At 63.9% G+C, this 24,300-nt stretch carries 22 protein-coding genes; 10 read left to right on the top strand and 12 right to left on the bottom strand.

What is annotated here, in order from left to right:
- The first annotated feature begins 30 nt into the window (after positions 1 to 30).
- From ACP15N_RS02125 to ACP15N_RS02110, 4 genes are all read left to right on the top strand, one after another.
- Entirely contained in the window at positions 31 to 942 is a 912-nt protein-coding gene (locus tag ACP15N_RS02125; RefSeq protein WP_425090567.1) for an AAA family ATPase, read from the top strand.
- Positions 943 to 1,019: 77 nt separating this feature from the next.
- Entirely contained in the window at positions 1,020 to 2,282 is a 1,263-nt protein-coding gene (locus tag ACP15N_RS02120; protein WP_425090566.1) for a vWA domain-containing protein, read from the top strand.
- 71 nt (positions 2,283 to 2,353) lie between these two features.
- Positions 2,354 to 3,340 carry an XdhC family protein gene (locus tag ACP15N_RS02115; RefSeq protein ID WP_425090565.1) on the top strand — a complete coding sequence of 329 codons (987 nt, stop codon included), beginning with the start codon at positions 2,354 to 2,356 and terminating at the stop codon, positions 3,338 to 3,340.
- Positions 3,337 to 4,347: a molybdopterin-binding protein gene (locus ACP15N_RS02110; RefSeq protein WP_425090564.1), complete on the top strand. Its 1,011-nt coding sequence runs from the start codon at positions 3,337 to 3,339 to the stop codon at positions 4,345 to 4,347. Before ACP15N_RS02115 ends, ACP15N_RS02110 begins: the two co-directional genes overlap by 4 nt.
- Before the next feature lie 152 nt (positions 4,348 to 4,499).
- Here ACP15N_RS02110 and infC read toward each other — a convergent pair whose 3' ends face one another.
- A complete protein-coding gene (gene infC, locus ACP15N_RS02105; protein WP_425091589.1) occupies positions 4,500 to 5,045 on the bottom strand; it encodes a translation initiation factor IF-3 in 546 nt (181 codons plus the stop codon).
- A 44-nt stretch (positions 5,046 to 5,089) separates the two neighbouring features.
- Here infC and ACP15N_RS02100 point away from each other — a divergent pair, with 44 nt between their 5' ends.
- Positions 5,090 to 5,581 (top strand): hypothetical protein, encoded by a 492-nt coding sequence (locus ACP15N_RS02100; protein ID WP_425091615.1) that lies wholly within the window; start codon positions 5,090 to 5,092, stop codon positions 5,579 to 5,581.
- 10 nt (positions 5,582 to 5,591) lie between these two features.
- Here ACP15N_RS02100 and ACP15N_RS02095 read toward each other — a convergent pair whose 3' ends face one another.
- From ACP15N_RS02095 to cysG, 6 genes are read right to left on the bottom strand one after another with little or no spacing between them, the layout of a single operon-like run.
- The gene (locus ACP15N_RS02095; protein ID WP_425090563.1) at positions 5,592 to 6,455 is read right to left on the bottom strand and encodes a ferredoxin--NADP reductase; all 864 of its coding nucleotides are present in this window, start codon (positions 6,453 to 6,455) and stop codon (positions 5,592 to 5,594) included.
- A 55-nt stretch (positions 6,456 to 6,510) separates the two neighbouring features.
- Entirely contained in the window at positions 6,511 to 6,918 is a 408-nt protein-coding gene (locus ACP15N_RS02090) for a DUF934 domain-containing protein (protein ID WP_425090562.1), read from the bottom strand.
- Complete coding sequence (locus ACP15N_RS02085) at positions 6,915 to 7,670, bottom strand: phosphoadenylyl-sulfate reductase (RefSeq protein WP_425090561.1); 756 nt, start codon at positions 7,668 to 7,670, stop codon at positions 6,915 to 6,917. The genes ACP15N_RS02090 and ACP15N_RS02085 overlap by 4 nt, the downstream gene beginning before the upstream one ends.
- Positions 7,660 to 9,327 (bottom strand): nitrite/sulfite reductase, encoded by a 1,668-nt coding sequence (locus tag ACP15N_RS02080; RefSeq protein ID WP_425090560.1) that lies wholly within the window; start codon positions 9,325 to 9,327, stop codon positions 7,660 to 7,662. The genes ACP15N_RS02085 and ACP15N_RS02080 overlap by 11 nt, the downstream gene beginning before the upstream one ends.
- Before the next feature lie 59 nt (positions 9,328 to 9,386).
- Complete coding sequence (locus tag ACP15N_RS02075) at positions 9,387 to 9,689, bottom strand: DUF2849 domain-containing protein (RefSeq protein WP_425090559.1); 303 nt, start codon at positions 9,687 to 9,689, stop codon at positions 9,387 to 9,389.
- 1 nt (position 9,690) lies between these two features.
- Positions 9,691 to 11,124, bottom strand: coding sequence for a siroheme synthase CysG (gene cysG / locus ACP15N_RS02070; RefSeq protein WP_425090558.1), 1,434 nt, complete (start codon positions 11,122 to 11,124; stop codon positions 9,691 to 9,693).
- Positions 11,125 to 11,275: 151 nt separating this feature from the next.
- On the opposite strand from cysG, the gene ACP15N_RS02065 reads away from it, so the two are divergent.
- A complete protein-coding gene (locus ACP15N_RS02065; RefSeq protein WP_425090557.1) occupies positions 11,276 to 11,743 on the top strand; it encodes an Lrp/AsnC family transcriptional regulator in 468 nt (155 codons plus the stop codon).
- Between the two features lie 4 nt (positions 11,744 to 11,747).
- Here the strand turns inward: ACP15N_RS02065 and ACP15N_RS02060 are convergent, their stop codons facing one another.
- Both ACP15N_RS02060 and ACP15N_RS02055 read right to left on the bottom strand, forming a co-directional pair.
- Positions 11,748 to 13,193: a protein adenylyltransferase SelO gene (locus ACP15N_RS02060; protein ID WP_425090556.1), complete on the bottom strand. Its 1,446-nt coding sequence runs from the start codon at positions 13,191 to 13,193 to the stop codon at positions 11,748 to 11,750.
- A 32-nt stretch (positions 13,194 to 13,225) separates the two neighbouring features.
- Positions 13,226 to 14,164: a nucleoside hydrolase gene (locus ACP15N_RS02055; RefSeq protein ID WP_425090555.1), complete on the bottom strand. Its 939-nt coding sequence runs from the start codon at positions 14,162 to 14,164 to the stop codon at positions 13,226 to 13,228.
- Positions 14,165 to 14,662: 498 nt separating this feature from the next.
- On the opposite strand from ACP15N_RS02055, the gene ACP15N_RS02050 reads away from it, so the two are divergent.
- Entirely contained in the window at positions 14,663 to 15,232 is a 570-nt protein-coding gene (locus ACP15N_RS02050) for a Hint domain-containing protein (protein WP_425090554.1), read from the top strand.
- Here ACP15N_RS02050 and mazG read toward each other — a convergent pair.
- Positions 15,229 to 16,056: a nucleoside triphosphate pyrophosphohydrolase gene (gene mazG, locus ACP15N_RS02045; protein ID WP_425090553.1), complete on the bottom strand. Its 828-nt coding sequence runs from the start codon at positions 16,054 to 16,056 to the stop codon at positions 15,229 to 15,231. The two genes, ACP15N_RS02050 and mazG, sit on opposite strands and share 4 nt — an antisense overlap.
- 61 nt (positions 16,057 to 16,117) lie before the next feature.
- On the opposite strand from mazG, the gene ACP15N_RS02040 reads away from it, so the two are divergent.
- On the top strand, positions 16,118 to 17,281 hold the full coding sequence (locus ACP15N_RS02040) for a M20 aminoacylase family protein (protein ID WP_425090552.1): 1,164 nt from the start codon (positions 16,118 to 16,120) through the stop codon (positions 17,279 to 17,281).
- Between the two features lie 3 nt (positions 17,282 to 17,284).
- Here the strand turns inward: ACP15N_RS02040 and ACP15N_RS02035 are convergent, their stop codons facing one another.
- Positions 17,285 to 20,878, bottom strand: coding sequence for an efflux RND transporter permease subunit (locus ACP15N_RS02035; protein ID WP_425090550.1), 3,594 nt, complete (start codon positions 20,876 to 20,878; stop codon positions 17,285 to 17,287).
- On the bottom strand, positions 20,875 to 22,011 hold the full coding sequence (locus ACP15N_RS02030) for an efflux RND transporter periplasmic adaptor subunit (protein WP_425090549.1): 1,137 nt from the start codon (positions 22,009 to 22,011) through the stop codon (positions 20,875 to 20,877). The genes ACP15N_RS02035 and ACP15N_RS02030 overlap by 4 nt, the downstream gene beginning before the upstream one ends.
- A gap of 218 nt (positions 22,012 to 22,229) precedes the next feature.
- Here ACP15N_RS02030 and ACP15N_RS02025 point away from each other — a divergent pair, with 218 nt between their 5' ends.
- Both ACP15N_RS02025 and ACP15N_RS02020 read left to right on the top strand, forming a co-directional pair.
- The gene (locus ACP15N_RS02025) at positions 22,230 to 22,880 is read left to right on the top strand and encodes a hypothetical protein (protein WP_425090548.1); all 651 of its coding nucleotides are present in this window, start codon (positions 22,230 to 22,232) and stop codon (positions 22,878 to 22,880) included.
- Between the two features lie 25 nt (positions 22,881 to 22,905).
- Entirely contained in the window at positions 22,906 to 24,255 is a 1,350-nt protein-coding gene (locus ACP15N_RS02020; RefSeq protein ID WP_425090547.1) for a PQQ-binding-like beta-propeller repeat protein, read from the top strand.
- The last annotated feature ends 45 nt before the right edge of the window (positions 24,256 to 24,300 follow it).

Raw genomic sequence — 24,300 nt, 5'->3', positions numbered from 1 at the left:
CCATGCAGGGTTGAGGCAACGGAGGACGTGATGACCAAAGCATTCGACAGTATCGACGCCGTGCAGGACACGCTTGGCACGCAGGGCTATGTCTGTGGTCGGCCATTGGCCACGGTGGTGTTTCTGGCCACGACCCTTGGCCGTCCGGTGTTTCTCGAAGGAGAGGCGGGCGTCGGCAAGACCGAGATTGCCAAGGCCATCGCTGCGTCGCTGGGGCGCCGGTTGATCCGTTTGCAGTGTTACGAAGGGCTCGATGCGGCTTCTGCCGTGTACGAATGGAACTTTCCGGCCCAGATGGTCGCCATCCGCACGGCGGAGGCCGCGGGCACGGCCAACCGCGATGCCTTGCAATCGGAGCTTTTCTCGGACGATTACCTGATCGAACGCCCGCTCCTGCAGGCCATGCGCCCGCAACCTGGCGGTGCGCCGGTCTTGTTGATCGACGAGATCGACCGCACGGATGAGCCGTTCGAGGCGTTCCTGCTGGAGGCCCTGTCCGATTATCAGGTCACGATCCCCGAGCTGGGTACCGTGCCCGCGCCCGAGGCCCCCATCGTGGTCCTGACCTCGAACCGCACGCGCGAAGTCCATGACGCGCTCAAGCGCCGCTGTCTCTATCACTGGGTCGACTACCCGACCTTCGATCGCGAGATCGAGATCCTGCAAGCCCGCGCCCCCGAAGCCGCCGCAGCCCTGAGCCGCGAGGTCGTGGCCTTCGTCCAGCGCCTGCGCACGGAGGACCTGTTCAAGAAACCTGGTGTTGCGGAAACCATCGACTGGGCAAAATGCCTGTTGGCGCTGGATGTCGTGACGCTTTCGCCCGAAGTGATCGCCGACACGCTCGGGGCGATCCTCAAGTATCAGGACGATATCCAGAAAATCGAAGGCTCGGAGGCGAAGAAGATCCTCGACGATGTGCGCAAGGAACTCGCGCCCGCCTGAAGTCAAGTCTGCACATATCCTCGCGGGGGCAGGGGCAGACAGCCCTCGCCGCGCCGGGTCCCACCTGAAAGCCTCCCATGGCCAAATTCGCTGAACTCGAGCTGCCGGACGATCCCAAGCTCAGCCACAACATCGTCTATTTCGCCCGCGCACTTCGGGCCGCCGGCCTTCCGGTCGGACCGGGCCGGGTGATCGACGCGGTGGAGGCCGTGCAGGCCGCAGGGTTCACCGACCAGCGCGATTTCTACTTCACGCTGCAGGCCTGTTTCGTCTCGCGGCCGGAACAGCGGGCAGTCTACCATCAGGTGTTCCGCCTCTACTGGCGTGACCCGCGCTACATGGAACAGATGATGAGCTTCCTGACGCCGATGGTGCGTGGCGTGCAGGACGAAAAGAAAGCCAAGGCCGCCGAGAAACGCGCGGCAGAAGCCCTGCTGGACGGGGTGGATCGCGACCTGCCCGAGATCCCCGAGACCGAGGAAGAGGGTACCGAGATCGACATTGATGCCTCGCGCACCATGTCGGCGACCGAACGCCTGCAATCGCTTGATTTCGAGCAGATGTCCAATGCGGAGATGGCCGAGGCCAAGCGCCTGATCGCGCAGTTGACCCTGCCCGTGAAGCCGTTGCAGTCGCGGCGCACCAAGGCCGATCCGCGCGGGCTGCGCCCCGACTGGCGGGGCACCATGCGCGACGCTATGCGGCGGGGCGGAGAGGTCCATCATCTGGCCCACAAGGCGCAGCGGATCCGATGGCCGAACCTTGTCTGCCTGTGCGACATCTCGGGCTCCATGAGCCAGTATTCCCGTGCCGTGCTGCACTTCCTGCATGCTGTCACCAATGCCAAGGGGGCGGGCTGGGCCAAGGTCCATGCCTTCACCTTCGGCACGCGGCTGACCAACATCTCGCGCCACTTGCACCAGCGCGATGTGGATGCAGCACTCGCGGCGGCCGGGTCTGAGGCACAGGACTGGGAAGGCGGCACCCGGATAGGAGAGTGCCTGCACGCGTTCAACCGCGACTGGTCGCGCCGGGTGATGGGCCAGGGGGCGATGGTTCTGCTTATCACCGATGGGCTGGACCGCGACGACCCCGACGCTCTTGAGGCCGAGATGCGCCGGCTGCACCTGAGCGCGCGGCGCGTCATCTGGATCAACCCCTTGCTGCGCTGGGACGGGTTTGCGCCCAAGGCGCGGGGGATCATGGCCATGCTGCCGCATGTCGACAGTTTTCGCGCGGGTCACAACATCGCCTCGCTCAAGGCTTTGGCCGCGGCCATCGGGCAGGATGACGATGTGGGCGACAAGGCCCGGCTCATGGCGATGATCACCAGCGATTGATCCGCGCTCAGGGGCCTCTGGCCTCGCCCAAACGCTTGCGCCATACTCTGCCCGGCAGGAGGAAGAGGCACATGTCCATTTCGCATGATCAGCTGCCGGAGCAGGCACTTGCATGGCACCGCGCCGGCAAGGGGGCCGTGATCGCAACGGTCGTCGAAACATGGGGGTCGGCCCCGCGCCCGGTCGGAAGCCAGCTCGTGATTTCGGGCGAGGCGGAGCTGGCCGGGTCGGTTTCGGGTGGCTGCGTGGAAGGGGCGGTCGTGGCCGAAGCCCTGGACGCGATCGAGACCGGGCAGGCCACGTCGATGACCTTTGGCGTGTCCGATGATGAGGCGTTTGCGGTCGGTCTGGCCTGTGGCGGGCAGATCAGGGTCATCGTCGAACCTGTCGGAGCGCATATCTCCGAAGACCTTCTGGCCGAGCTTGTCGCGGCGCGCGCGGCGCGGACCGCCGTTGCTCTGGCCGTGAACCCGGACACATGGGAGCGACGTCTGGTGCGCCCGGGTGCGGATGATCCCCTTGCAAGCGCCGTGACAGCCCGCGCGCGGGCAGACAAATCGGGCTTCGAGGAGGCGTGGTTCCTGGGCCTGCACAACCCGCCGTTGCGGATGGTGGTGGTGGGTGCCGTGCACATTGCGCAGCCGCTTCTGACCATGGCGCGGCTGGCGGGGTACGATCCGGTTCTGGTCGACCCGCGCGAGGCTTTCGCCTCCGCCGCGCGGTTTCCCGGTGAGACGCTGGTGCATGAATGGCCCGACGCAGCGCTCGCGGCCGAGGGGCTGGATGCGCGCACGGCTGTGGTCACGCTGACCCATGACCCCAAGCTGGACGACCCGGCCATCAAGGTGGCGCTGGCGTCGGAGTGTTTTTACCTCGGGTGTCTGGGGTCGACCCGTACCCATGCCAAGCGGGTGGCGCGGCTCGAAGAGTCCGGGTTCACGCCGGACCAGATTGGCCGGATACATGCGCCGGTCGGGTTGAATATCGGTGCAAAATCGCCTGCCGAGATTGCAATATCCGTGATGGCGCAGATCACCGAGAGATTGCGACGCCCATGAAGTTCGGACCGGTTCCGCTGGACGAGGCAGAGGGAGCGCTTCTGGCGCATTCCGCGCAACTGCCATCGGGCAAGATTTCCAAGGGAACCGTGCTGACCGCGGCGCATCTGGCGGAGATGGCGGCCAACGGTACGACAGAGGTGATCGTGGCGCGGCTCGGACCGCATGACATGGACGAGAATGCTGCCGCAGCACAGATCGCGCAAGCGCTGGTGCCAGCACCCGGCAAGTCCGGGTTACGGGTGACGGAGGCGTTCACCGGCCGGGTGAACCTTGTGGCGGAGGCGCCCGGCATCGTCGAGATCAACACCCGCGCGATCGAGGCGCTCAACTCTGTCGATCCGATGATCACGCTTGCCACCGTGCCGCAATATGCACGGGTCAGTCCGGGTATGCTGGTCGGGACGGTGAAGATCATCGCCTACGGGGTGGGCGTCGCTGCCGTGGCGCGCGCGGCGGAGGCCGGGCGGGCCGGTGTGCGGATCAGGCCCGCGGCACATCAGACCGCCGGACTGGTTCTGACCGAGGTATCGGAGGCCGACACGCGACTGCGCGCGAAATCCGTTGATGCAATCGAGGCGCGTCTGACCCAGCTTGGCATGCGGTTGAGCGAGACTCGCGTGACAGCGCACCGCACCGCGGAGGTGGGCGCGGCGCTGGCCGGGATCGACGGCGACATGGTGCTGCTGCTGACGGCTTCGGCAACGTCAGACCCCGACGATGTCGGTCCCGCGGGGGTGCGGGCGGCGGGCGGAGCCGTAACCCGGTTCGGGATGCCGGTCGATCCCGGGAACCTGCTGTTTCTGGGTCGGATCGGCGCGCGCCCCGTCATCGGTTTGCCGGGTTGCGCGCGCTCTCCCGCATTGAACGGGGCGGACTGGGTTCTGGAGAGGGTGGCGTGCGGCGTGCCGGTGAGCGGTGCGGATATCGCTGCCATGGGGGTTGGGGGGCTTTTGAAAGAGATCCCCTCGCGCCCGCAACCCCGGCGCGGCAAACCGGGCAGTTGAGCGGTGCGTCCCGGGGCGGGACGCACGGTCTACCCCTCGGGGGCTGCGCCCCCTCAAGCTGCCTCCGGCGGAGGTATTTCCGCACAAAAGAAACCTGAAACGAAAAAACCCCCGCCGAAGCGGAGGCTTGTCGAGCCGTGCGGTGGGTCCGGTTACTTGGGCGCGGGTCCGATCATCATCACCATCTGGCGGCCTTCCATCTTTGGCATGTTTTCGACCTTGCCGATGTCCTTGGTGTCTTCGGCCACGCGTTCGAGAAGTTCGCGTCCAAGGTTCTGGTGCGCCATTTCGCGGCCGCGGAACCGGAGGGTCACCTTGACCTTGTCGCCGTTCTCAAGAAACTTGAACACGTTGCGCATCTTGACGTCGTAGTCATGCGTATCGGTGTTGGGACGGAATTTGACTTCCTTGACCTCGATGGTTTTCTGCTTTTTCCGAGCTTCGCTTTCGCGTTTCTGCTGCTCGTACTTGAACTTGCCGAAATCCATGATCTTGCAGACGGGCGGATCGGCATTGGGCGAGATTTCAACCAGGTCCAGTCCCGCTTCTTCGGCCATGCGCAGGCCTTCGCGCGGGGAGACCACGCCGACGTTTTCGCCTTCGGCCCCGATGAGGCGAATTTGGTCCGATCTGATGCGGCCATTCACGCGGGGGCCGGTGTCGCGCTGCGGGGGCGCGTTGTGAGGTCTACGGGCTATTGCTTTCGTCCTTATCCCATTGTCTTTGAGGTCGGGAAAATAGGGTGTTCCCGCCGATCCTTCAACCCGGTTTCGGCGGGTGCGTGCCGGTTTCGGGGTCTGACCGGGCACGGGTTGCCGAAAACCTGTTGCTTTTGCAAGAGACAGGCACCGCAAACCGGTGTGAGGCCATGCAAGCAGTGTCGAAAGCAGTGATTGGGCTTGGGGTATTGTCCCTCGGGGGTGTTGCGTGGCTTATGCCGGCAGCGCAGAGGGATGTGCCGCCGCTTGTTCATGTTCCGTCAGAGCGGTTGACCGGCCAGTATGGCGGGCACGATGTGGTGCATGCGCTTCAGGAAATCGTGGAGACAAGCGCCGACATCCAAGGCGCCGAGAGGCCGCGGCGCCCAGTGGATGCACGCGCGTTCGAAACGGTCCTGGAGCGGGCGGAACTGAGCCCGCTGGCCCGGGTGCAGTGGCGCCGGGCCTGGGAGCTTGCCGAGACGCCGGAGGCGCGGGCCGACGTGCTGTCACGGATGCTCGACCGGGTGCGCTAGCGCGCAGCCGTCAGCCGACGAAGGCTTTTTCGACCACATATTCCGCCGGCTCGGAATTGGCGCCCTCGCGCAGACCGTGGCCTTCGAGAATCGTCTTGATGTCGAGGTTGAAGGGTAGGGAGCCGCAGACCATCGCGCGGTCCGTCTGCGCGCTGAGCCCCCCGTCGATCCCGAGGTCACGGAACACCGTGCCGTCTTCGAGAAGCGTCGTGATCCGGCCCATCTTCGGGCTCTGCTCGCGCGTTGTCGTGGGATAGTAGACCAGCTTGTCGGCAAATCCTTCGCCCATCAGCTCGGCCAGAAGTTCATCCTTGCGCACGGCCTCGACAAGCCGGCGGCTGTACTCCAACTCTGCGACGTCACGGCAGGTATGGGTGACGATCACCTGATCGTAATCCTCGTAGGTCTGTGGCTCGCGGATCAGGCTTGCGAAGGGCGCGAAGCCGGTGCCGGTTGCGAACAGCCAGAGCCGTTTGCCTGGCAGCAAGGCATCATGGACCAGCGTGCCGACGGGCTTGGGGCGCAGGATGATCTGGTCGCCCGGCTGGATGTGCTGCAACTTGGAGGTCAGCGGACCGTCCTGCACCTTGATCGAATAGAACTCCAACTCCTCGTCCCAGGCGGGCGAGGCAATCGAATACGCGCGCAACAGCGGTTTTTGCTTGCCGGTCTTCGGATCCGGGTCGCCCATCAGGCCGATCATCACGAACTCGCCGGAGCGGAAGCGCAAGGTTTGCGGGCGCGTCACACGGAACGAAAACAGCCGGTCGGTCCAGTGCTGTACATGGGTTACGGTCTGCGCATCGGGCAGGGTGGGCACTTTGATCGGGCTGGCTTCGGTCACGGCGGCTGTCACATTCGTCGGTTTGTTCATGGTGTCAACTTGAGCTTACATTTAGTGGGTTTTTCCGCCTCTGCAAAGAGGACATTCAGGCGCGGAGGCGGGCCTGATAGTTGTGCGCGGTCCAGTTCGCGCGGAACTGCCACTCGCCCTCGGGCTGACGGGCGGCGAGGTCGTCGGAAATCTCCACCTCGTCGAACCCGGACCGACGCGCCATCGCGTATTGGTCTGAGACGACATGGCCCCGCGCACGCAGCCGCCCGGTGAAGCCCAGGTCGCGCAGGCGCCGGGCCAGCGTGAAGCCCCGGCCATCGGCGAAGCTGGGAAAATCGATCCGCACGATCTGCGCATTCAAGACGCGCGGAAGGGCGTCTGGGTCCGTGTCCGAAGCCAGATCGATCGCGGCCATGTCATTGGCGGGCGCTTCGGCAAGCGGGGTAAAGGAGGCGTTCCAGTCATCCTGACCAAAACCGGTATCCGTGACGATGACGCTCATGCTGTCTCTCCTGCGGGCAGGGGGCCGCGGACCGCCTTGCCGTTGATGAAATGAATGCCGCATTCTTCCTTGGCCGCGTCGCGCCAGCGGCCCGCACGGGGGTCTTCGCCGGGTTTGACCGGCGAGGTACAGGGCGCGCACCCGATGGAGGGATACCCCTTTGCCACCAGGGGATGGCGGGGCAGGCGGTTGTTGATCATGTAGTCTTGCACATCCGACGGGTCCCAATGGGCCAGCGGATTGACCTTCAGCCGCAGCGGTCCGTCAGGTTCAAAGAACTCAAGCGCTGCGCGGGAACCTGATTGAAAGCGTTTGCGTCCGGTGATCCACGCGTCATAGCCCGACAGGGCAGCCTCCAGCGGGACGGTTTTGCGCAAGGTGCAGCAGGCATCCGTATCGCGCTGGTGCAGGGTACCATCCGGATCCGCGGTCTGAACGGCGGTGTCCGTCGCGCGCACGATCTGCACGTTGGTGAGCCCCAGCTTCGCGGCCACCTCTGCCTGATAGCTCAGCGTTTCGGGAAACAGCATTTGCGTGTCGATGAACAGAACCGGCGTATTCGGGGCCTTGACCGAAATCATATGCAAAAGCACGACCGACTCGGCCCCGAAGGAGCTGACGAGGGCGACGCGACCCACGGTCGGATCGCTCAGCGCCCGGTCGATCACCGCTGTCGCCGAATGGTGGCGATAGCGTGTGTTCAGATGGGCCGCGCGATCCGCCGGAGACGGAAACGGGGCTTCAAGCGGCATGTTTCTTCGCAGCCTCCGGATAGAGCGCGGCCTTGAACGGCGCCGCGCCAAGGCGACGGTAGGTTTCAAGGAAGGTTTCCTCGGGCGCGTCGCGCAGGTCGAGATAGGCGTAGATCAGACGCTCGATTGCCGGGACAATCTCGTCATAGCTGAAGCCGGGGCCCGCCCGTTCACCCACTGCGGCGGTCTCGGTGCCGTCGCCGCCAAGCGTGATCTGATAGTTTTCCACACCCGCGCGGTCGAGGCCGAGAATGCCGATATGGCCGACATGGTGGTGCCCACAGGCGTTGATGCAGCCCGAGATCTTGATCTTCAGCGCGCCGATGTCGTGCTCCAGCTTCAGCTCGTCAAACCGGGTCGCGATCTTCTGCGCGACCGGGATGGAGCGTGCCGTGGCCAGCGCACAATAGTCCATGCCGGGGCAGGCGATGATGTCCGAGATCAGGCCGATATTCGCAGTGGCCAGATCGGCCGCCTTGAGTGCTGCGTGGATCGCGGGCAGGTCGGCGCGCGCCACGTGCGGCAGGATGACGTTCTGCTCGTGGCTGATGCGCAGTTCATCATAGCCATACTGCGCGGCAAGGTCGGCAAGAACACGCATCTGGTCAGCGCTTGCATCGCCCGGCGTTTCGCCTTGTTTCTTGAGCGAGACGGTGACAATCGCATGATCCGCTCGCTTGTGCGCGGTGATGTTCGTGTCCACCCACGACCGGAAGATCGGATCAGCGCCATAGGCCGCATCGAATGTGACCGTTTGCTTGGCTGCGAACGCGGGCGGGGCAAACTGTGCCTCAATGCCTTTCAGGATCTGCTGATCGACGCCGGAGAATCCGGGGCGCAGTTCGGCAAACCGGGCCTCCACCAGTTCGCGGATCCGCTCGATCCCGTTTTCGTGGACGGTGATCTTGATGCGGGACTTGTACTTGTTGTCCCGGCGGCCAAGCGTGTTCCAGACCGAGACGATCGCTTCCATGTAGGGGAGCAGATCGGCCTTGGGCAGAAACTCCGAGATGACCTTGCCGATCATCGGGGTGCGGCCAAGACCGCCGCCGACAATCACCTCGAACCCGGGCTCGCCGTTCCGCTCGACCATGCGCAGACCGATATCGTGGGCCTTGGTCACTGCGCGATCATTCGGGCTGCCGGTAATGGCGATCTTGAACTTGCGCGGCATGAACTGGAACTCGGGGTGGTCGGTGGACCACTGGCGCAGCAATTCCGCGACCGGGCGTGGATCGGCAATCTCGTCCGCCGCAGCCCCGGCGAAATGGTCCGCTGTGACGTTGCGGATCGTGTTGCCTGAGGTTTGGATCGCGTGCATCTCCACCTCGGCCAGCGCATCGAGGATGTCCGGAACGTCGCGCAACTTCGGCCAGTTGTACTGGATGTTCTGGCGGGTGGTGAAATGCCCATAGCCGCGATCCCACCGCTCGGCGATATAGGCCAGCTGCCGCATCTGGTCTGACCGCAGCGTGCCGTATGGAATCGCCACGCGCAGCATGTAGGCGTGCAATTGCAGGTACAGCCCGTTCATGAGGCGCAGGGGCTTGAACTCGTCCTCTGTCAGGTTGCCCGCGATGCGTCGCGCCACCTGCTGGCGGAATTGCGCGTTGCGGGCCGCGACGAAGGCCGCGTCGAAGTCGGAATAGCTGTACATGGGTCTCTCCGGTCTGGCGCCATCGGGGGAGGAGCGGCGCGCGTCAGATAGGGATTGGGTCAGTCGACGAATTCTTGTTTGCCGTGGATGTAGTTCGAGGGCCCTTTCGCGCGGAATGCCTCGCGGAAATGCGTGGGCTCGGGGCCGTCTTTGCCGGGGCGCACTTCGGCCAGGTAGGCCCCGACGATGCGATCCGGCTGGCTTTGGGCCAGCAGAAGGCGGATCTGGGCGTCAGCCTCATCCTCCAGCACTTCGGCTTCGGACAGATGGCGCGACCAGGTGTCGGAAGAGGTGAGGTAGATCACATCGCCCTCCAGCAGGTCGGAGGCGGTGACGACTTTGGGGGAAAAAGTCTGGGGCATATCAATAGAACTCCATCGCGGAAGCGGGATAGTCGTTTTTCTCGAGGGGCTTGAACGTCGCCGGTGCTTCGGTGACAGCCTGCGCCGCGGCCTCGGAGCCGAGACCGAGGAACAGCACGGCGGGCCCGGTCAGATCGCTTGCCTTGTCGGACAGATCGCCGAGGGTTGCTGCGACGATGCGCTGATCTGGGCGGGAGATATTCTCCACGATGCTGACGGATGTTTCTGCAGCGGCCCCGTGCATCAACAGGCGTCCCTGCAGGAACCGCGCGGCGCGCTTGCCCATGTAGATGGCAGCGACCGCGCCGGGACGGGCCAGCGTGGCCCAGTCGTGATCGGCAAAACCCGCCACGTCGTGCCCTGTCAGGAACCGCAGGTCGGAGTTGCGCCCGCGCCGCGTCAGGGAGTGCCCCAGTGCAGCCGCTCCGGCAGAGGCGGCCGTAATGCCCGGGACGACGCGGTACGGGATCTGCGCTTCGGATAGCGCCTGTGCCTCTTCATCCAAACGCCCGAATACGCTTGGGTCGCCGGATTTCAACCGCACGACCTGTGCACCCTCTGCGGCATGGGTCACCATCAGATCGTTGATGTCGTCTTGCGACATGGCCGCGCCGAAGCCGGTCTTGCCGGTCTCGATGATCGTGGCCTCGCGGCGCACCAGCTCAAGGATTTCCAACGGTACGAGGCGGTCATGCAACACGACATCTGCCGTATCGAGCGCCTTGCGCGCCTTCAGCGTCAAAAGCTCCGGATCGCCCGGACCAGCGCCGACAAAGATCACTTCGCCCTCGCGGTCTTCTTTGTGCAAATGTGCGGTCAGCAACCCGTTCAGTGCGGCCTGAGCACCAGTCTCGCCCGAGTGTTCGGCGGCTTTGGGGCCTGCGTCAAAGTAAAAGGCAGACCAGAAGTCGCGGCGCGGACGGCCCATGGGCAGCGCATCGGCCTTGGGGCGGAAGGTTTTACCGATCCGGGCGAGCATCCCCAGCATTGGGGACAAACGGTCCTCAAGGTCTCGTTTAATCGCGCGCGCCAGCACCGGGGCGGCGCCTTCGGTGCCGATGGCGATGGTGACCGGGTCACGGTCCACAATGGCAGGCGTGATGAACTGACTGTCGTCGAGGTTGTCGACGATGTTCACCAGCGCGCCATCGGCCTGCGCCAGCCGCCGGATACGCGCATCTTTGGCGGTGTTCTCTGTCGCGGAATATACGAGGGACGCGCACATGGCATCGCCCGGCTCGAACGCCCGCGTGATTAACGTCAGCCGCCCTTCAGCCGCCCACGCAGTGATCTCGGGCACCGGGGCGGGGTCTACGACTGTCAGATGCGCCTCGGTTTTCAGCAGCAGGCGCAGTTTTGCAACGGCAGCATCACCGCCGCCGCCCACGACGACGCGTCTGCCCGCAAGGGCGAGGAAAATCGGGAAATGCTGCATGGTGCGCCTTGGGTTTGAGATCACGCGTCTGTCGTCTCTCAAATATAGAAAAATTTCCTATACGAGCGCTAGTATCCGGGGTAGATAAGGAAAAATGTTCTGGCTAGGCGTCAGATCAGACGTCAATTCTCCAAATGTGAGGCGGTTTGGAATGGTGGTTTCTCTAGACGCAACAGATCGAAAAATTCTCAGGGTCCTGCAGGAGGACGCCTCACAATCCCTTGAGGATATCGCGCGCCAGGTCGGGTCTTCGAAGACCCCGGTGTGGAACCGAATTCGAAAACTGCGCGACGCGGGGGTCATCCGCAGCCAGACGGCGAATCTCGATCCCGAGGCGCTTGGGCTGGAGGCATGTTTCTTCGTCTTGATCCGCACGTCCGAGCATGAGGCCGCATGGCAGCAGAAGTTTCTGCATGCGTTGCAGAGTCGTCCCGAGGTGCTGGAGGCGCACAGGCTCGCAGGGGATATCGACTATATCCTGAAGGTCCGCGTGCCCAACGCGCGGGCCTATGACACCTTCTATCAGGCGCTGATCGACGAGGTGCGCATCTATAACGTGACCGCACTCCTCTCGATGGAGGAGATTAAATCCACAACCGCGCTGCCGATCCCGGACTAGCGGCTCAGGTTCCGCAGAAAGTTGCTTGAACGGCCTCATGGGGCTGTGCAGGGGCCATCAGATCCTCGTTTTGAGGCTGGTCGGCGAATGGCGTCTCCAGCACTGCCACCAAACGCTCGAATACGGAATAATCCCCGGACATGGCGTGTTGAATGGCTTCTTCCACACGGTGATTGCGCGGTATGAATGCCGGATTTGCGGCTTTGAGCGCGGTGCGGGCGGATTGCGGTGTCGCGTTCTCAGCCGCAAGGCGCGTTGACCACTGGTCTGCCCACGCGTCGAAGACTTCGGGGTTAGGCCAAAGCTCGCGCGCAACTGACAGGTCTTCACCGAGGGCGCGGAAAGCGAGGGTGAAGTCCACTCCCGCCTCGGCCATGAGCTTCAGGAACCCGGTGATGAGGGGGCCATCGGTATCGTCGGCGGTCGCGAGGCCCAGCTTGGCGCGGAACTCCTGCAGCCACGCGGCCTCGTAGGCATCGGCGAAGCCTTGCACGGCCTCGGTGGCCACTTCAACCGCGCGGTCCCGGTTCGCGTCGATGACAGGCAGAAGCGAGGTGGCGAGTTGGGCAAGGTTCCACACCGCGATTTCCGGCTGGTTCGCGTAAGCATAGCGCCCGAACTGATCGATGGAGGAATAGACTGTCTTGGGATCATATGCCTCCATGAAAGCGCATGGGCCGTAGTCGATCGTTTCGCCGGAGATGGTCATGTTGTCGGTGTTCATCACGCCGTGAATGAAACCGAGGCTCATCCAGCGGGCGATCAGCCGGGCCTGCCGGGCAATCACGCCGGTCAAAAGCCCCAACGCGCCCTCAGCCTGCGGATCGTGGCGCGCGATGGCGAAGGCGACAAGCGTTTGCAGCGCCTCGGTATCTCCGCGCGCGGCAAAATACTGAAACGTGCCCACGCGCAGGTGGCTGGCGGCGATCCGGGTCAGCACCGCGCCGGGCAGGGGCGTTTCACGCAGGACAATCTCGCCCGTGGTCACGGCAGCCAGCGCCCGGGTGGTGGGCACGCCAAGGGCGTGCATCGCTTCTGAAAGGATGTATTCGCGCAGAACCGGGCCAAGTCCCGCGCGCCCGTCACCCATACGGGAAAACGGTGTAGGACCGGACCCTTTGAGTTGCACATCGCGCAAGTGCCCGGTCTGGTCCGTCAGCTCCCCCAGAAGGATCGCGCGACCATCGCCGAGCGCGGGGTTCCAGCCGCCGAACTGGTGGCCCGCATAAGCCTGCGCCACCGGGGTGGCGCTGTCGGGCACCGTGTTGCCCGCAAGCAGTGCGAGCCCGTCGGGAGTTTCCAGCATGGCGGGATCAAGTCCCAACTCGCGTGCCAGGCCGTGGTTGACCTTGACCAGCCCGGGCTTGGCCACTGGCGTCGGGGCCAATCTGGCATGGAACCGGTCGGGCAGGGCGGCGTACCGCGCCTGAAAGGGGATGTGCAGCGTCATGCGCGGTATCTATGCGTTCAGGCGCGCCAGTGCTAGAGCCGCGCTAGCCGCTCGGTCAGCAGCGCAAAGAACCGCTCCGCATCCAGATCGCCCATGAACATCGCATTCGGCGCACGGTCCGTGACCCGCCACCAATCTGCGACGGTCATGCCCCGGGTCAGCGGCGAGACCGTTTCGATTTCCACATTCACGTGGCGGCCCGAGAACATCTCGGGCTCCAGCAGATAGGCGATGACGCATGGATCATGCAGCGGTGCGCCCGCAGAGCCGTATTTTTCCTTGTCGAACCGTTCAAAAAAATCCGTCCAGGCGGCGACCATGTCACCGACATGAGTTCCCATTGCGCGAAACCCCGCGACATGCGGCGCGGTGGTCAGTGCCTTGTGGGTGACATCCAGCGGCATCACGGTGATCGGCGCGCCGGAGCCGAAGACGATCTTGGCGGCTTCCGGGTCGACATAGATGTTGAACTCGGCCGCCGGTGTGATGTTGCCGACCTGAAAATAGGCGCCGCCCATCAGCACGATTTCCTGCACGCGCGCAGCAATGTCTGGCGCCCGCTGGAATGCGGTTGCGATGTTGGTCAATGGCCCAAGCGGGCAGAGTGTCACCGTGCCGGGTGCACTGGCGCGAAGCGTGTCGATGATGAAGTCTACGGCGTGGCGGTCCTGCAGCGGCATCGTCGGGTCAGGCAGAACCGGGCCGTCCAGCCCGGATTTTCCATGCACATGTTCAGCCGTGACCAACGTGTGGGCCAGAGGTGCCGCACACCCGGCAAACACGGGCATATCGGGGCGCCCTGCAAGTTCGCACACGATCCGCGCGTTCTTTTGTGTCAGCGCCAAGGGCACATTGCCCGCGACAGCCGTGATGCCGAGCACGTCAAGCTCCGCCGGGCTGGCAAGCGCCAGAAGGATCGCAACCGCATCATCCTGCCCGGGGTCCGTGTCGATGATGATCTGTCTTGGCATCGTGAGCCTCCCCGGCGCGGCGCTTTCCGAATCCCGCATCGGTTCGCTGGAGCGCAAACCGGTGCCAAGATCAGAAAAACAGACTGTTATGCAAAGCGAAACGTGAATTGTGACGTTTCGGCGTGCAGCTGTTGTTCTCGTATTTCCATCTGAGTGTTCTCATCTGGGCCACAAAGCCAGCCAAGGGGGGTGACATGTTCCGAACCTGCATCAAATCAGCCCCTGACTGTTCGCGAGATCGCTAAAATTTGTTGAAATTGGTTTTCGGCATCCGCGCATGCGCCTCTTGAAAACGTCACAGTTTGACCCTTCTGCGCCCGCCTGTCGCCCCAGTCCGCCGCCATACAGAGGATGGTCTTGAGCAGTGGCAGCCTGCCCTTGTTCAGGACGGTACGAGTACGCTGAGTATGCACCGGTGGCGTGATCCTTGTGGTCACGCCACCACCAAGAAAAATAACGAGTACGGGCGGTATGGCCCGAGTGGTGACAGTGATGATTATGAGTAACCCTTTGCGTGCTGTTGCACGTGATGAACGTGTGTGTGCGACGCCTGCGAACGCCGGAAGTACCGGTGCAGGTGCGCAGAAGACCCCGTCCCCGGATGGCGGTGTAACGAGTGCTGCGGGCTGGAAGCTGCCCGGTTTTGGCCCGGAGGCGCGCGTTCTGACGACCATTGGGGAGGTTCCGGCGAAACTCTTGCGTCGGAACGATCAGATCGTGACGCCTTCGGGACAACCCTGTGCGATTGAGTGGATCGATCGCGTCGGCCTGGACGAGGGTTTCCTGCACACAGTTCCCGGTGCAACGCCGGTTCTGGTACGCGCCGGCACCCTGGACGCGCATGTGCCCAGCCGCGACATGTGGATGTCGCGCATGCAAACCGTCGTCACAGGCGCGCGGTTGCAGGAGATACGATCCGCAGACGATTTGTGCGAAGGCGACGCCTGGCCCGGCGGCCCGGTGGCTTACACCATGTTTCACTGCGGTCGCCCGGTACTGGCGCGCGTCGAGGGCATGTGGTGCCGCGTTGATGAAATCTCGACCCGCAAAGGGCGGCGCGCGGTCTAGAGCCCCGCTACCTTTGCGGCCGTCCAGAGCGCATCCATCTCCGCCAGGGTGCTGTCGGCCGGCGCGGTGCCCCGTTTCGCCAGTTCGGCCTCGATATAGGCAAAACGCCGGGTGAATTTCGCATTCGCCTCGCGCAGCGCCTGTTCAGGGTCGACGTCCAGATGCCGCCCCAAGTTCACGGCAACAAACAGAAAATCACCGAACTCCTCACGAACTTTCTCAGGATCGGATGTGGCGCGGGCTTCGGCTAGTTCGTCAGCTTCTTCGCGCAGTTTGGACAACACATCGTCGATCTCGGTCCAATCGAACCCGACGCGGGCGGCACGCTTTTGCAGTTTCAAGGCGCGCATCAGTGCAGGCAGGCCAAGCGCCACCCCGTCCAGAACCCCGGTCTCGTTTCGGGCGGCGCGTTCGCGCGCCTTTTGCACCTCCCAGTCGCGGGTCTGTTGATCTGCGGATTTCTTGTTGCTCTCGTCCCCGAACACATGGGGATGCCGATCGAGCATCTTCTGCGCGATGGCGTTGGCGACGGAATGGAAGTCGAAATAGCCCGCCTCGGCCCCCATCTGGGTGTGATAGACGGTCTGAAGCAACAAATCGCCGAGCTCTCCTTCCAGATCGGCCCAGTCCTTCCGCGAGATCGCATCCTCCACCTCGTAGGCCTCTTCGATGGTGTAGGGCGCGATGGTCGCGAAATCCTGCTCGACATCCCACGGACATCCCGTTTCGGGGTCACGCAGACGGCGCATGATCTCAAGAAGGCGCGGTAATCCGCCGTTCGGGTCGTGACACAGGCGATCGCTTTCGTTGGGGGGAAAAACCATGCGGCTTTTGCCTTTCGTTTACCTGAAAAACGGCTAGGTCTGGTGGAAAGGAGAACACCCCATGGCTGTTGTCAATCGGATCGCGGAATTTGCCGAAGATATGAGCACCTGGCGGCGGGCGTTGCACCGCGCACCGGAGCTTGGATTTGACTGCGCGGAAACCGCCGCCTTCGTTGTCTCGCGGTTGCAGGACTTCGGCGTGGACGAGATCCACGAGGGCTTTGCGAAAACCGGTGTTGTCGCCCTGATCAACGGGCAGGCCGAGGGCGGCGTGATCGGGTTGCGCGCCGATATGGACGCCTTGCCAATCGAAGAGCAGACAGACGCGGAACATGCCTCGCTTCATCCGGGCAGAATGCACGCCTGTGGCCATGACGGGCACACGACGATGCTGCTTGGGGCGGCGCGCTATCTCGCGGAGACGCGCAAGTTCGCGGGCAAGGTCGCGCTGATTTTTCAGCCCGCAGAGGAAGATGGTGGCGGCGCAGGCGTGATGGTCGAGGAAGGTATGCTGGACCAATTCGACATCGCACAGGTCTACGCCCTGCACAACGCGCCGAACATTCCGGAGGGGATGTTCATCACCCAGCCCGGTCCGGTCATGGCCGCTGTAGACAATTTTCATATATATATCAGAGGGGAAGGCGGTCATGCTGCTATGCCACATGAAACATCTGACCCGATCATCGCGGCACTCGGCATCGGGCAGGCGATCCAGACAATTGTCAGCCGGAACCATAGCGCGACTGATGAACTGGTGATTTCTGTCACGCAGGTCCATGCGGGCACTGCCGACAATATCGTGCCGGATGGCGCGTATTTGTGCGGCACGGTGCGCAGCTTCGATCCGCACGTGCAGGAGATGGTGGCCCGCCGCCTGTCGGAGATTGTGAAAGGTCAGGCCGCCAGTTTCGGGGTCCGGGCCGATCTGGACTACCAGCGCGGCTACCCGCCGACAGTAAATTCCAAGGCAGAGACCGAAGCCGCCGTACAGACTGCGGCAGAGATTGTTGGTGACACAATGGTCGACGGGGCAATCGGGCGGCAAATGGGAGCAGAAGACTTTGCCTACATGTTGCAGGCCCGGCCTGGCGCCTACGTGTTCCTCGGGCAGGGGGCGGGCGCGACGCTGCACCACCCGGCCTATGACTTCAACGACCGTATTGCGCCCATAGGCGCGAGCTATTTCGCGCGCCTCGTCGAGCGTCTGCACCCGCTGACCTGAGCGTTACTCCGCCGCTTCGAGGGGTGGGTCGCGGTCAATCTTTGCGGTGCGGACGGGGCCGTCTGCAACGCGAACGGGCTCTTCGGCGGCCTCCGGCTCGAAATCTGTCCAGACAAGATCGCCGATCGGCGTGCGGCGTGCGGCGCGACGCAGCATCAGGTCGCGAGCGGCCCGGCTCGCGCGGCCCTGGCTCAGCGCCTGCATCCACTTCATGCCGCTATAGGCGCCTTCCTCGATCCAGATGCGCAGCGCCAGCATCGACGGTGTGAAGACCAGCGTCAGGACCGTCGCCACCCCCAGTCCAAAGACGACCGCCGTCGCCAGTTGCGTCCACCAGAGCGCCGTGGGGCTGTCGATCGTGTATCCGCCGCCGAAGAAGTCCAGACTGATGCCCAGCATCATCGGTGTCAGGCCTGCCATGGTTGTCAGCGTGGTCAGAAGAACCGGCCGCAGGCGGTCCTGTGCCGTGCGTGCCACGGCCTCCAGCCTTGGCATGAAGCGGGCGTAGTCCTGGTATGTGTCGATAAGCACGATGTTGTTGTTCACCACGATCCCGGCGAGGGCCACGATGCCTGTTCCGGTCATGATGACCGAAAAGGGTTGCTGCATGATCATCATTCCGATCAACACGCCAGTGGTCGACAAGACAACTGCGATCAGCACGAGGCCCGCGTTGTAGAAACTGTTGAACTGCGCCAGCAGGATGATGAACATCAGACCCAGCGCGCCGAGGAACGCCTGGCTGAGGAAGGCCTGGCTTTCGGCCTCGTCCTCCTGATCGCCGGTCCATTCCCACGCCACGCCAAAGGGGATGTCCGCTTGCGTCTCAAGCCACTCGGTCAGCACCGCGATCCGCTCTGAGGCATTGATCACCGTGCCGTCGGGGTTGGTCAGCCCTTCGCGGACAGCGGCTTTCACGTCGTAGTAGCGCTCGCCATCCACACGGTCGATCTGGCCCAGCTTGGGCACGGGTTGGCGGGTTATGAAATTGGCAAGCGGCACCAGGCCCTGTTCGGTCCGGACGCGCAACGTATCGAGGGTCGAGAGCACGCGGTCTTCCTCGGGGAACCGGACGCGAATCTCGATCTCTTCATCCGAGCTGTCGACCCGCATCGTGTCGAGAAGGATGCCGCGCGTCACCAGTTGCACCATGGCGCCCACAGTCGCGACGTCCGCGCCGTAGCGGCCTGCGGCCTGCACGTCGACGTCGATCTGCCAGTCGATGCCGGGCAGGGGGCGCGTATCTTCGATGTCGCGCAGCCCTTCGGTGGCCTCGAACCGGTCGCGCACCATCTGGGTTGCGGCCGCGAGCGCGTTGAAATCCGTCCCGCTGAGGCGCAGGTGCACAGGTTTTGCGCCTGCGGGGCCCTGTGCCATTTCCATGATTTCTGTCTGGATGCCCGGCAACGCCTTCAGGCGGGCCTCCATCCGCGCAAGGATATCATCCCCGCTCGACAGATCACCGCCCTGCCGGTCCTCCCACGGGACAAGCTCAAGCTGGATCGTGCCGATCGCATCGATCGGGGCCGAGGCCCCGCCCGTGTTCTGGTTCAAACCGCCCTCGCCAGCAAAGGCAAAAACCGACTCGATCCCCGGTGTGGACAGCGCGATGGCCTCGGCCTGTTGCAACAGCGCGTCTTTCTCTGTCAGCGAGTGGTTGCCTCTGGCGCGGACGTAAACGATGGCCTGTTCTGGTTCGGAGTCGACAAAGAACTCCACGCCGCGGTTGTTCTGCCCATAGGCGACGAATGTGAGCGTGACGATTGCGCCGACGACCCCGATGGCGACCAGCGGCATGACCGGGTTGCCGGTCACGGCCCGGATGAACCAGCCAAAGAGCGAATTGCGATACCCTGCGCGGATGCTGTTCGCCTCACGCGGGCGCTTGGTCGCCGTCAAGGTGATCGACAGGGCCATGGCGGCAATCATGACCATCGCCATGCCCGGCAGATAAGCGCCCAGCCCGCCGCCGCGCGCAGGCAGGGGCAGCAGGTAGGACGGGTTGAGAAGTTGCATCGCGGCCACGAACATCAAGAAGCCCGACGCGGCAGCCAGTGCCGCACGTACAAGCAATGGCAGCGGCATCAGCAGTCGGGCCGCGCGTTCGAAGTTCCGGCTCAAGCGACCAGCGACGCCGCCCATCACCGGTAGGTAGATTAGCGCGACAACCAGCGAGGCTGTCAGAACGAAAATCAGCGTGACCGGCAACATCCCCATGAACTGACCGGCAACGCCCGGCCAGAACAGCATCGGCAGAAACGCGCAGAGCGTCGTCGCGGTCGAACTGACGATGGGCCAGAACATGCGCTTTGCGGCATCCGTATAGGCTTGCATCGGACCAATGCCCTCGCGGATGCGGCGGTCAGCGTACTCCACGACCACAATCGCGCCATCGACAAGAATGCCCACGGCAAGGATCAGCCCGAACATCACGATGTTCGACACCGTCACGCCCATCACCGCCAGGAACGCGAAACACAACAGGAATGACGTGGGGATGGCAAAGCCGACCAGCAGCGCAGACCGGGTGCCGAGGGTCGCAAGTACCACGATCATCACCAACGCAATCGCGGTCAGCACCGACCCTTCGAGCTGGCTGACCATCGACGCGACGATCCGCGATTGGTCCATGGAGACGTTGATGACCACCGCTTCCTGTAACTCCGGCGGCCATTTCGCGGCTTCCGCCGTCACGGTCTCGCGCACGAGCGCGGCCGTGTCGATCAGATTGAATCCCTTGCGCTTGACCACCTGCAACGCGACCGTCTCGTCGCCGTTGTACCGCGCGGTTCCGGTCCGGTCCTCGAATGTCAGGCGGATATCGGCCAGATCGCCAAGGGTCACCACCCGGTCACCGTTGGTCTTGACCGGCAGGGTCAGCACATCGCGCGGTTCATCGAAACTGGACGGGATCTTGACCGCAAACGCGCCCTGATCCGTGTCCACTTCGCCCGCCGCGATGAGTTGGTTGTTGTTCTGCACGACGCTCAGCAGTTCATTGGCCGTGACGTTGTAGGCCTCCAGTTTCAGCGGGTCGATCACGACCTCGAGCATCTCTTCGCGGTGTCCGGCAAGCCCGGCCTCCAACACCGGCTCCAGACTTTCGAGCGTATCCTGCAAGTCATTGGCAACGCGCAACAATGTGCGCTCAGGCAGGCCACCTGACAGGTTCACCACGATGATCGGAAACTCCGAGAAGTTGATCTCGTTGATGGTATACTGCTCGTAGCCTTCCGGGAACTCCGCCTCTGCCGAATTCATCCGGTCGCGGACATCGGCGATGATCTTCGTCTTGTCCCATCCGAACTCGAATTCCAGGACCACGTTGGCGTAATTGTCCGCCGCCGTCGCCGTCATCCGGTCCAGCCCGTCCAGGTCCGACAGCTCCGTTTCCATCGGTTTGATCAGCAAGCTCTCGGAATCCTCCGCCGAGACGCCGGGGAACGGCACCGAGACAACCAGAGCCGGGATCTCGATGTCCGGTTCGCCTTCCTTCGGCAGGCCGATATAGGCCATCGTCCCCGCAAGCAGCGACAGCGCGATGAAGGCGATCACCATTCGCGCGCGAGACGCGGCCCAATCAACCAATCCGGTCATGTGGCGGGCTCGCGCATGGTAACGGTCAGCGGGGTGCCCGCGGTGACGAAATCCTGACCGACGACGATCACGTCTATCTCGTCGGGCAAGCCTGCGAGCCAGACCCCTTGCGTGCTGTCGCGCACGATGCTGACGGGCGTAAAACCTGTGATCGTGCCCGTCTCCGATTGAACCACGTGGCGCACGCCCAGGCGACCATCATCATCCAAAGTCAGCGCCGAGGCGGGCAGCAGATGCGCACTCTTGCCGGCGGCCGCCACGGCGACTTCGGCGGTTTGCCCCGCGCGCAGGCGCAGGTCGGGGTTGGCGACCTCGACCTCCACACGGAAGGTCCGGGTCGTTTCGTCCGCTTGCCGCGCAATGAAGCGCACGGTGCCTTCGGCGTCCTGCCCGTCGCTGAGCCGTGCGCGCGCCGGCGCGCCGATGGAAACTTGCGACACGAGCGTCTCCGGAACAAACCCGACGATCTTGATCGGGTCCAGTTGCAGGATCCTCGCGCACTGCCCCCCATTACCGCCCTGTGGGCTGAGATACGCGCCCAGTTCCGCCGTATCATCTTCGAGAACACCTCCGAAGGGCGCGGTTACGGTCAAATCCTCGATCGCGCGCTCGGCGCGGCGCACAGCGGCACGCGCACTCTCCAGCGTTGCGGCGGTCGATGCACGGCGCGTGGCTGAGACGAACCCCTCTTCGGCCAGTTCCGTGGCAGCATTTGCGGTGATTTCAGCCTCCGCCAGCCGCGCACGGGCCTCCGCCAAGGTCACTTCGGCGGTGCCGGGGTCGAGTTGGCACAACACGTCGCCTGCGTTTACCGATACGCCGCGCCGCAAGGGGGCCGAGATTATCCTCCCAGACACCTCAACCGCCACATCAACAGTGCGTGCCGGCTCCGTCCGGCCCCTCAGGACCACGGCACTGTCGATTTGCTGCGCTCGGCTTGACACCGCGACAACCGAAACCGCGCGCTCACGTTCAGGTGTCGGCGTGCTCGCGAGCTCGGTCTGGACGTCGGCATCGTCGGTGTCGGCTTGCGTTTCGATCCCCACGGCTTGTTCCAGCCGGTCGCGTTCGAACACGACGGCGTACAGCATGGCGCTGACGATCACCGCGATCAGGACCGGGACGATACGCATATGGGTCTACTCCTGCACAACGTGCGACGGGCCGGGGAGCCGTAAAAGAATGCTGTTTCGGCGTGCAGAAGTCATGCACACGCCCAAGCTGAACTGTTGAGTCCAAAATACGCCTCTTTTTCCATTCTACAAGGTGGCAATCGGTCCATGCGCGGGGCTTGGCTTTCGCAGTGTGGCCGGTGTAAGACAGCCATGGGCAAGACAACGAGGCGCGCGCAGTGAGCAATCCGGAAAGTTTTATTGATGAGGTGTCGGAAGAGGTCCGCCGTGACCGGCTTTATGGGGCGTTTCGGAAGTATGGCTGGATCGCGGGGCTCTTGGTTGTCCTGATTGTGGGCGGCGCAGCCTATAACGAGTGGCAGAAGGCGCAGGCGCGCGCGGATGCACAGGGCTTTGGCGATGCACTTTACGCGGCGCTGGAAATGACAGAAATCGAAAGCAGGCTGATTGCCCTTGAAGACGTTCGCGCGCCTGACGGCGCAGAACCGCTCAGCGCGCTGATTTACGCCACGGAAGTTCAGGCGCGGTCGACGGAGGAAGCGGTTGCAGCCTTGCAGGCGCTGGCTGCGGTACCGGATACGCCAGCGGTCTACGTCGATCTTGCGCGGTTGCGCATGGTGATGATCGGCGGCGACGTCCTGACGACCGCCGAACGCAGCGCGGCACTGGACACACTGATCCAGGGCAGCGGACCGTTCCGCCTGCTGGCACTGGAACAACGCGCCCTGATCGAGGCAGAGACCGGTCAAAGGGATGCGGCGATCGAAACCTTGCAGCGTATTCTGGGGGCCGCCGGTGCGACCGAGGGCATGCGCACGCGGGTCCTTCAGTTGATCGTGGCACTTGGTGGCGATGTCGCGCAGGGGTAGGGCCGCGCACGGCAGGAGAGCAGCCATGGGACAGGCAACCGGCAGTGCATGGCGCTGGACGCAACTTTTGGCAGCGCTGACCGTCACGGCACTGGTCGCGGCGTGTGGCGAGGACGAGATTATCCTGCCAGGCGAGCGCCTCGACGTGCGGGCTCCGCTGGACCCAGAGGCCGAAGTGCCCGAGCCGGCGGACAGGACCCCTCGGGAGGTCGCGCTCAGCCTGCCGTCGCAGGTCAATCACCAAAGCTGGTCGCACACGAACGGGTCCGTGCAGCACCGCATCCAGCATCCCGCACTCGGCACCAACCCGCAGCGAATCTGGTCCGCTGATATCGGGGCGGGGTCGGATCGCAAGCGTCGGATCACCGCCACGCCGGTGGCCGCCGACGGGCGTATCTTTACCCTCGATGCGCTGGCGCGGGTTTCGGCCGTATCGACATCGGGTGCTGTTCTGTGGACGCGGGATCTGACCCCGCCCCGCGAGCAGTCCGAAGAGGCGTCGGGCGGGGGGCTCGCGGTTGTCGACGGCACGCTTTACGTGACGTCTGCGTTCGGGTTTCTGACTGCGTTTGACGCGGCAACCGGGGACATCCGCTGGCAACAGAAACTGGATGCCGCGGCCACGGCGCCGCCAACGGTGTCCGGGGGAATTGCCTATCTTGTCGGGCGTGACAGCGTGGCCTGGGCCATCGATACGCGTAACGGGCGCGTGCTCTGGTCCTTGCCGGGAACACCGTCGGGGACGGGGTATGTCGGCGGCGGTGCACCGGCGCTGACGGACCGGCTCGCCATCTTGCCATTCCCGTCGGCGGAAATCACCGGGGTGCTGCGCCAATCCGGGATCGGTGTGTGGGGCGGGGCGGTGTCCGGGCAGCGCTTGGGACGCGCCTATGCGGCATTTTCCGACATCACCGGTGATCCGGTTATCGTGGGCAACACCATCTATGCGGGCAATGCCTCGGGCCGCACCGCCGCCATCAATGCAGCCAATGGTGACCGGATATGGACAGCGGACGAAGGGGCTACCAGCCCGGTCTGGCCGGTGGGCAACACGCTGTTTCTGGTGTCCGACCTGAACGAGCTTGTGCGTCTTGACAGCCGTACCGGCGAGGTCGTGTGGGCCGTGCCGCTGCCGAAATTCGTTGATGAGAAGGTACGTCGGCGCAAGAGCATCTATGCCCATTACGGACCGGTTCTGGCTGGCGGACGCTTGTGGGTCGCTTCCAACGACGAGGTGTTGCGCGGCTTCTCGCCCAGCTCGGGCGCGCTGACGGCCCAGATAGAGCTGCCCGGTGGGGCGGCGTCCGCCCCGATCGTCGTCAATCAGACACTCTACGTTGTCTCGCAAGATGGCGAGCTGCACGCGTATCGCTAGCACGCACGGCGTGTGTTGCATCGGGCAAGGGGGCAAGCTAAAGCG

Origin of the sequence: Tropicimonas sp. S265A (genome assembly GCF_049800835.1) — a bacterium.
GTDB lineage: Bacteria > Pseudomonadota > Alphaproteobacteria > Rhodobacterales > Rhodobacteraceae > Dinoroseobacter.
The sequence above is the reverse complement of the archived record's forward strand: the minus strand, read 5'-3'. Positions and strand labels throughout refer to the sequence as shown.